The organism is bacterium, assembly GCA_029210545.1.
Taxonomy (GTDB): domain Bacteria; phylum BMS3Abin14; class BMS3Abin14; order BMS3Abin14; family BMS3Abin14; genus JARGFV01.
The window spans coordinates 1-4,530 of sequence record JARGFV010000166.1; the positions used below are offsets into that span (position 1 = coordinate 1).

Consider the following 4,530-nt stretch of genomic DNA (forward strand, 5'->3'; position numbering starts at 1 on the left):
TCCACGGAAAGGGAAAAGCGTCGTTTTCCCTTTCCTTACAAATCAATGACTTACGGAGTGAGTCATTGATTTGGGCGTCCCGCGCGGGGCGCGTTGATGACTTTTTGCGAAGTCATCAAAATTCATTTATATTTAAAATTTTGAAGAAATTTTAAATATGGGGAGAAAGCAGGTTTGCCGGAAGGGGCAAAGAGGATGTCTGATATGAAAAAAAGTATCGTCTTCATCGTGGTCGCACTTATCGTCGCCGTCGGAATCGCGGCGGGGCCGGCCTCTTCCTGGGCGGCGATGCCTCCAGGTGCGGACCTCGTCGACCTCGCATGGTCCAAAGAGCAGGGTGCGGCTGTGCTTTCCAGGTTCGAGCTTTTCCGGTCCACGGACGGGAAGGATTGGCTGCCGGCCGGTTTCGCCGACAGGGCTGTTGAACTCACCGCCGTGGGACTGGGCAAGGCGCTCACGGTCGTTGCCACGAAGACGGGGATGCTGCTGGTCTCCGTGGACGGAGGCGCTTTCCAGGAGGTCAAGGCGCCGAAGGACCCCTTCGGCCGGACGGTGGAAGGGATCCGCACAATTGCAGTCCACCCGAAAGATGAGGAGATCCTGGCTACTTCCGGCCAGGGGCTGATCAGGTCCCGCGACAAGGGGTTGACCTGGGAGGCGATCGCCGATCCCTTCTGGACGAATCCCAAGGCCCGGGAGGTCATCGCCGTCGGGTATGCCGGCTCTGACCCTGTTATCGTTACCAGGAACGGCGCCTGGCGTCAGTCCAAAGGCGGTTTCGAACCGATCACCAGGGGCCTGCCGGAGAGTGTGACGCCGACGGTGGCCTCGGTTTTCGACGGGAAGATCCTCATGGCCCTGCCGGGCGAGGGCATCTTCCGGGCGACAAAGGACAGCAAGTGGAGCAAGCTCAAGGGGGCCCCCGGCGATCCCATTGCCTTCCTCGGGTTCGCAAGGGACGGGTACCTCGCTGCCAGAGTGGCCTCGCCCCTCCACCTCGGCGATCCCAAGGGAAGCGAATGGACTCCGGTGGGACAGTACTCTTCCGGGTTCATCCCGAGGAAGTCTGTTTCGACCTCCTTCGGGGACCTGATCGTCCTGAGAGGGAAAGGGCTGGTCCGGCTCGATGGAGAAAATTTCGATCCCATCGCGCTCCCGGCGGACCTTTCCTCGGTCAACACCCGCATCGTGAGCCAGGGGGTTCAGCTTGCCGGGACCCAGGGGGGGATCTTCTTTTCGTCGAGCGCCGGGCAGGCCTGGGAAGACGTCACTCCTGAGGACCTGGGATCCGCTGTCAACGTTCTGCTTCCACTCGAAGACGGAAGGATCCTGCTGGGGTCAGACGGCGCCGGCGTTTGGGTCAGCGATGACAACGGCCGGACATGGAGGGACTGGAGCCGGAGGCTCGGTACATCCAATACCATCAAGGGGCTTGTCCGATACAAGGAAGGGGTCCTTGCGGGGACCGAGAACGGCTTCATGTGGACCGAGGCCGGGCCGGAACCGAACTGGAACAGCCTGGACGGCGGCGTGGGCCGCAGATCTGTGATCGCCCTGATGGAGGACGCAGGTGTGTACTGGCTGGCCACACAGGACGGCGTCTACCGCGCTGTGAACGGGCAGGATTTCGCCCCGGTTCCGGGGACTCAGGGGCGGGTCAACAGCCTGGCTGTAGACGGTGGGAAAGCAGCGGCCCTGGTCAACTGCCAGGTCGTGACGATCGATAAGAACCTGAAGGTGACAAAGCTCACACCCTTTGGAAGCTGCATCGCCACCGCCGTTGGCATATCGGGCGGTACCGTGTATGCCGGTACAAGTGACGGTTATTACCGTTATGATGATGGCAAATGGGTCAGGGAACCAGGAATTACCTACCCAGTGGCTCGGATCTACCGTGACACCGACGGGATGAGGGTGGTCACCAGGGGCGGCGGCACCCGGTACCTGAAGTAGGAGAAACAGGCGCTTCGGGATACCGGTTGGATAAGTGGGGTGGGAACGTAGTGAAGGTGCCGGAAAAACAAGGGTTTTTCTGTAACTTTGGTTTGAACGGGACCGTATTAACAGTTGAATCGTCAAACAGCGATGAAACAAGCCGTGGAGCCTTATACGATGATGCGAAAACCGAGCGACTCAGTTATCGGCACGATGGCAGTCTGCCTTCCGGTTCTCCTGCTCATTGGCCTGTTTTTGCCAGGGGCAGCAGTAGCGGGGCATAAGCTCGCCGATTCCCAGTGCGTGGACTGCCACGTCACCGGCGGTTCCCTGTCCAATGTGGTGGATCAGTCCCGCCTGATCCGGATCGACAGCCGCATATCCGAGATCGTTGCCAACAAGGCGGTCCCCGGTTGGGATTACGGGAAACCCCTTCCCTGCATCTACTGCCATGACAAGGCCGACAAATCCGTGCGAGAGAACATGATCGGAGTCTGGAACGACTTCACCAACTCCATCTCCAGCCACCCCGTCGATGCATACAACTCCTTCTCCGACGGTGACGGTGACGCCACCACCCTCGACTGCATCGACTGCCACGACGTGGTCAACGCGGTTCCATACGTCGCCGGCGGCAGCGCTCCCGGGACCAACCTGAGCCCCAACATCCACAACAAGAACGTGGCTGCCGTTGCCTGGACCCCGGAATCGGCAGGGCTCCTGACAGCCGCCGATACATTCAAGGCGTGGGTCGCAAGCGCCACGTCGCCTTACAACGCCGGCAGCAACACCTTCTGCACCGAGCAGTGCCACGACGCCAACCCCGGTACCGGTTACAACGCCCAGCAGGCCGCCCACGGCTACACCAGCTCCATCGTCTCCCTGGAAAACGGGACGTACTTCTTCACCGCCTCCGCCATACAGGGATGCCTCAACGAGCCGGCCACGGGTTCCGGTTGCCACGCCGTGCACAAGTCCGGGAGCACCGATCTCATAACGACTCTCGAGTGGGGGACGTCCACCCTCGTCGGGAGGGAGGACTGCGGTTCCTGCCACGTTTTCGATGACGCGAGCACGAGCAGCCCCTTACCCAGGGCCGACTCCGACTTCAACACCGACGGCCACGGCCAGTTCGCCGTGGCGTGCCTGAAGTGCCACAACGAGAACATCCCCCACTTCACGGCTGACGGGTTGCCCGCGGAAGGGTCCTCGGAAGGCCGACTGAACTTCGTCCTGGACAATATTCCCAGCGGTTTCTCCACCCCGGCCAAATCCCGCCTGTCCATCTGCGTCAGTTCCAGCTGCCACAGCGGTTACCTGGAGCACGCTCCCTCCACCAGCGGTTCCTATCCTGTGGGGTGCCTGGACTGCCACGACCCTCACGGCTACGGTGTCGGCTCCAACGTGAGGATGATGCGCCAATACGCGCCCATAGCCTCGCCTGCTTCCACGCCCCTTGCCTACGCCAACAGCGGTGACTGGTACAACAGCGCGCAGTCCTCAGGTTTCACATTCTACGGCTGCGACAGCTCCGACTGCCATCCCTTGTCCATCAACGCCATCATGGACACGACGACCGGTACCCATGGGGGCGGGACAGGGTTCAAATCCGGGTGCGAGAACTGCCACAAACACCAGGGCGGGGAGTACTCCTGGGCAGCGACCGGTTGTGACCAGTGCCACGGGGCGGCGGGTTCCTACTGGCCGTCAGATACTTCCAGCCCCGACGATGGGGGAGCGTCGCCCGACAACGCGGGACGGCATCCGATCCACAGGCAGGAGATCGCCGCAGCTTTGGGTTACGACCCGGCGACCACCAGCGACGGCCTGCAGAAGACCATGTGCCGCTACTGCCACAAGGTCGGCGATTCGGACCACACCAGTTCCACCCGCGCCGAGGTGTTTACGGTCGGCTATGCCAAGGCGATCTGGGACACGGCCACCGAAGCGCCCTCGGAGACCAACGCGTCCTTTGTTGCCGGCACCAACCTCGGTACCTGTAACGATGTGGACTGCCACAACAACAAGCAGACTGCAGCCGGTTACCGCTGGTACGAGTCCACTGTCGCGGCCTGCACCATGTGCCACACTGTGGGAACCGGGAACGCCAGCGCGTTTGTCGACCCGGAATCCGGCCTCCACGACGAGAGCCCCAGGGTTTCCGGTGTGACCCACGACGACAGCTTCTCCTACAGCGGATCGACGGGCGGCTGTGTGACCTGCCACACCGCGACTCCTTCCAGTGCCCACTACGACGGAAACGACGATTCCACGATCGGCACCACCGGCAACACCGCCATCGCCTTCACAGCGGGTGTCGGGTTCGCCGATTCCACGATCCCGCCATCCTGCGCCGTCTCCATCGCCGGCTGCCACCTCGAGGCCGACGTGGGCGAGACGTGGAAGCGGCTGTGGACCGAGAACGCGGACCAGACCGACGGCACAGAGTGCGCCGGGTGCCACGGCGACTTCACGGCCGGCTGGGCCGGCGGTGTCATGCACGCCACAGCGCCCTCCACCAAGGGCAACGGCACCCACGCCAACACCGGCCTTTTGACCTACGAGTGTACCGACTGCCACGCCATCGGTGATGCC

The 4,530-nt window shown here is 62.2% G+C and carries 2 protein-coding genes; both read left to right on the forward strand.

The window, feature by feature from the left end:
• Positions 1-204: 204 nt before the first annotated feature.
• Positions 205-1,953 carry a hypothetical protein gene (locus P1S46_11805; GenBank protein ID MDF1537153.1) on the forward strand — a complete coding sequence of 583 codons (1,749 nt, stop codon included), beginning with the start codon at positions 205-207 and terminating at the stop codon, positions 1,951-1,953.
• A gap of 159 nt (positions 1,954-2,112) precedes the next feature.
• A partial coding sequence (locus P1S46_11810; GenBank protein MDF1537154.1) for a hypothetical protein occupies positions 2,113-4,530 on the forward strand: 2,418 nt, incomplete at its 3' end.

Excerpts from the sequence above, each read along its gene's own strand:
- P1S46_11805 (MDF1537153.1), top strand. The coding sequence starts at position 205 with ATGAAAAAAAGTATCGTCTTCATCGTGGTCGCACTTATCGTCGCCGTC.